This window comes from Aminobacter sp. P4_H6_2 (assembly GCF_056400805.1).
This window is the reverse complement of the sequence record NZ_JBFUKO010000320.1, coordinates 1-6,241: the sequence shown is the minus strand read 5'-3', so window position 1 is coordinate 6,241 and position 6,241 is coordinate 1. Positions and strand designations below refer to the sequence as shown.

The window sequence follows — 6,241 nt, the reverse complement described above, 5'->3', positions numbered from 1 at the left end:
CTATGTTGCTGTTCATTCTTGCTGCCGGGTAGGCCGTGCAAACAAAAAGGCCGGCGTGACCGCCGGCCAACTATCAACGTCGGAAAGACGCCTTACATGACGATGACTTCAGAGCCCATCTTAACGCGATTGTAGAGGTCCATGACATGGTCGTTGACCATTCGGAAGCAGCCGTTCGAAGAATTCGTGCCGATCGTCTGCGGCTGATTGGTACCGTGGATGCGGATATGGGTATCCTTGTTGCCCTGGTAAAGGTAGATGGCGCGCGCGCCGAGCGGATTTTCGGGCCCGCCGTTCATGCCGTCCTTGTAGCGGCCGTATTTCTTGGGCTCGCGCTCCTGCATATCCTTGGTCGGAATCCAGCGCGGCCATTCCTGCTTGTCGCCGATGGTCGCCTTGCCCTTGAACTCCAGGCCTTCGCGACCGACCGCGATCGCATAGCGGCGGGCGGTCGAGGATGATTCGACCAGATAGAGATAGCGCTTGCCGGTATCGACGACGATCTGGCCACGCTCATAGCCCGAAAACGTCACTTCCTGCGGCTCGTAGTCGGACTTCACCTTGAACTGCTTGTTGGCCTGCTTGGCCTGCAGCACGGCGTCGAGCGCACGCGTCTGCGGCAGCATCGACTGCTGCGGCGCAATGCTGCTGCCACCGAAGATGCCGGCGAGCAGACCGGCCTTCTGTGGCCGCGCCTGGACCTCGCTTCGCAGCTCGCCATTGTTGCCGGTCGAGGCCACAGCGACCGCGTCGGGCATCAGGGGAGCTACTGGCTGCAACAACTCGATCGGCTGTACGGGCTTGCGCACCGCAGGCGTAATCTCGGCCACCTGGGCGGCTGCCTTTTCGGTCTTCTTCAGGCGGGCGAGTTCACGCGCCTGGTCAGCCTTTTCCTTGGCCGCTGCCCGCATCGCCATCTTCTTGGCTTCGAGCATCTTGAGCCGGGCGGTTTCCTTGTCGGCTGCGATCTTGGCTTCGAGGTCCTTGATTCGCGACAGATCCTCGTCAGTCGGCTTCTTCTTTTTCTTGAGAATCTTGAGTTCGGCAGCGTCGCTCTTGGCGGCGATCAAAACGATGTTGCTTGCAACCTCGGACTGCGGCGCAGCAACCATGCCGGCCGAAGTGGCGGCAAAGGCTGTCGAGCTCATCAGAGAGGCACAAAGACCAGCTAGAAGGATGCGGCGGAGCTGCATGGCGTAGGGATCCCGAATGTTCAACGCAAATTTTCGCGCGACAACGCGGTGCCTCCAAGGCTCCCCCCGCCGATATGCCGCAAGGCTGCTATTATCGATTAGCCGGAGATGCCTCAAGGGAGGCACCACCGGCGAAATGATCGAATTTTACTTATCCGTGCAGCATTTGCCGCAACTGTGTTCAAACAACAACAGGTTGCGGCAAGAGCTTAATACTTAGTTAGGAACCTGCGGTGCTGCGGGGGCTACCGGTGTCGCCGGAGCGGGCTGCTCGGTACCCGAAGCGGCCGGCGCAGCGGGTTGAGTCGCCGCCGGAGCCGTGGTGCCAGATGCGGGCGCTRCAGGAGTGGCGGTGCCAGGAGCCGGCGTGGTCGAGCCACCGAGCTGGTCGAGAACGCCCTTGCCGGTCGTGCCACCTTGAGTGGTCGGCGCACGATTAAGGATGTCGATTTCCTTCGGGCTGTAGCGAGCGACGATCGACAACGTCAGTGACGTCACGAAAAACACAGTCGCCAGGATGGCGGTCGCGCGGGTCAGCGCGTTGGCGGCGCCGCGCGCAGTCATGAAGCCCGAACCGCCACCGATGCCGAGGCCACCGCCTTCAGAGCGCTGCAGGAGCACAACGCCAACAAGGGCGAGCACGACCATCAAGTGAATGACGATAAGGACGGTTTCCATTGCGCTTCCTGGGATCTTTCCTGACGGGGACTTGCCGCGCGCCGAAGCGCCCGGCCTTCCGGAGGCGGCTCAATACAATGCTTTCTAGGCATTTCCAAGCCCGCCCGCCGAATATGGGATGACACGCTGCCTTTGCAACGGTCACGTGCGGTGAAATCAGAGCTTGCGGTAGGCCTCGGCAATGCCAAGAAAGTCAGCAGCCTTGAGACTTGCGCCGCCGACGAGCGCGCCATCGACATTGGCGATGGCCAGCAATTCATTGGCGTTCGATGGCTTGACCGACCCGCCATAGAGAATGCGCATCTTGCCTGCCGATGCACCCAGCTTCTCTGCCAAACGCGCACGGATATGCGCATGCGCTTCGGCGATGTCGGCTACGGTCGGCGTCAAGCCAGTACCGATTGCCCAAACAGGCTCGTAAGCGATGATCGCGTCGGCAGGTGTCGCACTGGCAGGCACCGAGCCTTCAATCTGGCGCGACAGTATCGAAAGCGTCGCCCCGGTCTCGCGTTCGGCAAGTGTCTCGCCGATGCAGATCACTGCCACCAGCCCTGCCCGCCACGCTCCTTCAGCCTTGGCGCGAACCATAGCATCGGTTTCGCCATGATCGGTGCGGCGTTCGGAATGCCCGACAATGACGTGGCTGGCGCCGGCGTCCTTCAACATCTCCGCCGAGACGTCGCCGGTGTGGGCGCCACTCTCCTTGGCATGGCAATCCTGTCCGCCTGCCTTGACCGGCGTGCGGTGAAGGATTTCAGCGGCACGCGAAAGCAGCGTCGCCGGTACACACAAAAGCGCTTCGGTCTCGGTATCGAGGCCGCCCATGAAACCACCGGCGATGTTGCGCAATTCGTTGAGCGACGTGCTTGTGCCGTTCATTTTCCAGTTGCCGGCAACAAGCGGGCGGATTCCTGGCGTCATGTGCTTTTCCCTCGAAATCGATATTCGCTAGGGCAACCTCACTACCAAAAACAAACCACAAAGCAATCGACACTGGCCTTGAAGGGCGCTATTGCGCTTCGTTCATGCAGGCGCATGCGAAAATGCGCGTATACGGGATCTGATACATGCTCGAATCGATGCGCAGTGCTGCGGGAACCTGGGTTGCTAAGCTGCTGCTTCTGCTACTCGTCGTCAGCTTCGCGATCTGGGGCATCTCAGGACGTATGCTGAACCAGTTCAGTGGCGACAAGGTGGTCACCGCCGGCGACACGTCCGTTTCAGGGGTCGAATACCGCCTCGCCTATGACCGTCAGCTTAACGTCATGTCGCAACAGTTCGGCCAACGCCTGACCCGCGATCAGGCAAACGCGCTTGGTATCGACAACCAGGTACTGTCCCAGCTCGTCGCCGGTGCGGTGCTCGACGAACAGGCCCGCAAGCTCGGCCTTGGCCTGTCGAAGGACCGCCTTGCCCAGCTGACCTGGGACGATCCTACATTCCGTGGTCCCGATGGCCAGTTCGACCGCCAGGCATTTGAATATATCCTGCGCCAGATCGGCATGCGTCCCGAAGATTACCTCAAGAACCGCGCCCAGGTGGCTGTCCGCCAGCAGATTGTCGAAGCCGTTTCCGATGGCCTTGAGGCTCCCGACACCTTCTTGCGCGCGGTAGCACTTTATCGCGGCGAAGACCGCACCATCGACTATCTGCCGCTGCCCAAATCGCTCGTCGAGCCTGTCGCCGCACCGAGCGACGAGGTGCTCAAGGCATGGTTTGAGGAAAACAAGAAGAACTATGCCGCGCCGGAATTCCGCAAGCTGAGCTACGTCAAGCTTGAGCCGGAAGACATCATGGACCTCGCGTCAATCACCGACGAGCAGGTTCGCCAGGACTATGACAAGAACAAGTCGCACTTCACCACGGCCGAGACGCGCAAGATCGACCAGCTGGTTCTCGGCAACGCCGATGCAGCCAAAGCGGCTTCCGATGCGATCAAGGGCGGGGCGACCTTCGACAAGGTCGTCGCTGACCAGGGCAAGACCGCAGCCGACGTGACGCTCGGCACGCTGACCAAGGATCAGATCGCCGACAAGGCTGTTGCCGAAGCGGCTTTCGCGTTGCAGGCAAACCAGGTCAGCGATGTCGTCCAGGGCGCTTTCGGCCCTGTGCTGGTGCGCGTCAGCGAGATCACGCCCGAGACGGTAAAGACGTTTGACGAGGTCAAGGACCAGATCCGCAAGGAACTCGCCCTTGCCGAAGCCAACCGCGTCCTGCTCGACGCGCATGATTCCTATGAGGACGCGCGCGCTGGCGGTGACTCGATGCAGGCGGCTGCCGACAAGCTGAAGCTCAAGGTAGTGACGATCGATGCGATCGACCGTGCCGGCCAGGGTGCCGACGGCACCATCATCAACACGCTGCCGGATTCGCGCAACCTGATCCAGGCGACCTTCGAGGCTGAAGCCGGCATCGAAAACCCACCGCTCAATGTCGGTACCAACGGCTTCGTGTTCTATGAGGTCGACGACATCACACCAGCCCGCGACCGTACACTCGATGAAGTGCGCGAAAAGGTTGTGGCGGACTGGACCGCGGCTGAAGCGACGAAGCGCCTGATGGACAAGGCCAACGAGCTTGAAAAGCGGCTCAAGGACGGCACCGCGCTGGACGTGATCGCTGGCGAACTGAAGCTTGAGAAGCAGACCAAGCGCGGGCTCAAGCGCGAAACCGACGACGCCGATTTCGGCCGTGAGGGCGCTGCTGCGATGTTTGCGATGGGCCAGGGCGGCACTGGTATCGTTCCGGCCCCCACCGGTGATGCGCAGATCCTCTTCAAGGTCGCTGAAGTGTTCGAGCCGGCCGGCGTGGACAAGAGTGCTGTGCCTGAGGACGCGCAGAAGACATTTGCCTCGGGCATGTCTGACGACCTGCTCGACCAGATYGTCGCTCAGCTTCAAGGTGAGTATCAGGTCACGATCAACCGGGATGCAATTACCCGGGCACTTGCGGTGGGGACGCCATGAGCGCACTGAAGCCGCATATCGCCAAGATTGCGTCGGGCACGCCCCTCACCTTCGGTGAGGCGCGCGAGGCTTTCGACATCATCATGTCGGGCGAAGCGACGCCSGGCCAGATCGGCGGCTTCCTGATGGCGCTGCGCGTGCGCGGCGAGACCGTCAGCGAAATCTCGGGTGCTGTCGCCACCATGCGCGACAAGATGCTTCGCGTCGAAGCCCCTGCGGATGCCATCGACATCGTTGGCACCGGCGGCGACGGCTCGCACAGCGTCAACATCTCGACCGCATCGGCCTTCGTGATCGCGGGCGCAGGTGTGCCCGTGGCCAAGCATGGCAACCGCGGCCTATCTTCGCTGACAGGTGCTGCCGACGTGCTCACGGCGCTTGGCGTCAACATCGACTTGTCGCCCGAAGCGATCGGACGCTGCATTCACCAGGCCGGCATCGGCTTCATGTTCGCGCCGGCGCATCATCCGGCGATGAAACATGTTGGCGCAACGCGCGTCGAACTCGGCACCCGAACTATTTTCAACCTGCTCGGGCCACTCTCCAATCCAGCCGGCGTCAACCGCCAGCTTGTCGGCGTGTTCTCGCCTGAATGGGTCGAGCCGGTGGCCGAGACGCTGAAGGAACTTGGCGCCAAGCATGTCTGGGTCGTTCACGGCGACGGCTATGACGAGATCACCACCACGGGTGAGACCCATGTCGCGGCCTTCGCCAATGGCAGCATCAGCAACTTCACGCTGACGCCGGAACAGGTTGGCCTCCCCCGACACACGCGCGAAGAGTTGCGAGGTGGCGATTCGGCCTACAATGCAGCAGCCCTGCGCGGCGTGCTCGAAGGCGCCAAGGGTGCCTATCGTGATACAGTGCTGATGAACGCCGGTGCTGGTCTCGTCGTTGCCGACAAGGTCGCGACCATCGGTGAAGGCGTGGCACTTGCCGCCGAGGCAATTGACAGCGGGCGGGCGCTTGCCGTGCTCGACCGCCTGATCGGCGTTTCGAACGGATAAAGACATGGCCGACATCTTGCGCCGAATCGAAGCCTACAAGCGCGACGAGATCGCAGCCGCCAAGGCACTGCTGCCGCTCGCTGAGATCAAGGCGATGGCGCGCGACGCCGCCAAACCGCGCGGCTTCCTTGCGGCTCTCGAGTCCAAGCGCCGTGACAACCGTTTTGGTCTCATCGCCGAGATCAAGAAGGCGWGCCCGTCCAAGGGCCTGATCCGTCCCGATTTCGACCCGCCGGCACTTGCCCGGGCCTATGCCGAAGGTGGAGCGGCCTGCCTGTCGGTGCTGACCGACACGCCATCCTTCCAGGGTGCCCCGGAATTTTTGACTGCCGCGCGCGACGCCTGCGCCCTGCCTGCCTTGCGCAAGGATTTCATGTTCGAGCCCTACCAGGTGCAC

The 6,241-nt window shown here is 61.9% G+C and carries 6 protein-coding genes; 3 read left to right on the top strand and 3 right to left on the bottom strand.

Translation table 11 applies throughout. The features are described 5' to 3' along the window. Window positions 1–92: 92 nt before the first annotated feature. The 3 genes from AC1DUU_RS20420 to tpiA form a co-directional block, all read right to left on the bottom strand. Window positions 93–1,193, bottom strand: a complete 1,101-nt coding sequence (locus tag AC1DUU_RS20420; protein WP_476785222.1) for a L,D-transpeptidase — start codon at window positions 1,191–1,193, stop codon at window positions 93–95. A 216-nt stretch (window positions 1,194–1,409) separates the two neighbouring features. After that, entirely contained in the window at window positions 1,410–1,871 is a 462-nt protein-coding gene (gene secG / locus AC1DUU_RS20415; RefSeq protein ID WP_476785221.1) for a preprotein translocase subunit SecG, read from the bottom strand. 156 nt (window positions 1,872–2,027) lie between these two features. Continuing rightward, window positions 2,028–2,792, bottom strand: coding sequence for a triose-phosphate isomerase (gene tpiA, locus AC1DUU_RS20410; RefSeq protein WP_476785220.1), 765 nt, complete (start codon window positions 2,790–2,792; stop codon window positions 2,028–2,030). A gap of 146 nt (window positions 2,793–2,938) precedes the next feature. Here tpiA and AC1DUU_RS20405 point away from each other — a divergent pair, with 146 nt between their 5' ends. The 3 genes from AC1DUU_RS20405 to AC1DUU_RS20395 all read left to right on the top strand — a co-directional run. Continuing rightward, window positions 2,939–4,837 carry a SurA N-terminal domain-containing protein gene (locus AC1DUU_RS20405; RefSeq protein ID WP_476785219.1) on the top strand — a complete coding sequence of 633 codons (1,899 nt, stop codon included), beginning with the start codon at window positions 2,939–2,941 and terminating at the stop codon, window positions 4,835–4,837. Then, a complete protein-coding gene (gene trpD / locus AC1DUU_RS20400) occupies window positions 4,834–5,844 on the top strand; it encodes an anthranilate phosphoribosyltransferase (RefSeq protein WP_476785218.1) in 1,011 nt (336 codons plus the stop codon). The genes AC1DUU_RS20405 and trpD overlap by 4 nt, the downstream gene beginning before the upstream one ends. 4 nt (window positions 5,845–5,848) lie before the next feature. Continuing rightward, window positions 5,849–6,241, top strand: a 393-nt coding sequence (locus AC1DUU_RS20395) for an indole-3-glycerol phosphate synthase TrpC (protein WP_476785217.1), incomplete at its 3' end; no start/stop codon positions are given.

What these genes read in the sequence shown, in the direction of transcription:
- tpiA (WP_476785220.1), bottom strand. Translation starts at nt 2,792, where the DNA reads ATGACGCCAGGAATCCGCCCGCTTGTTGCCGGCAACTGGAAAATGAAC.
- AC1DUU_RS20420 (WP_476785222.1), bottom strand. Translation starts at nt 1,193, where the DNA reads ATGCAGCTCCGCCGCATCCTTCTAGCTGGTCTTTGTGCCTCTCTGATG.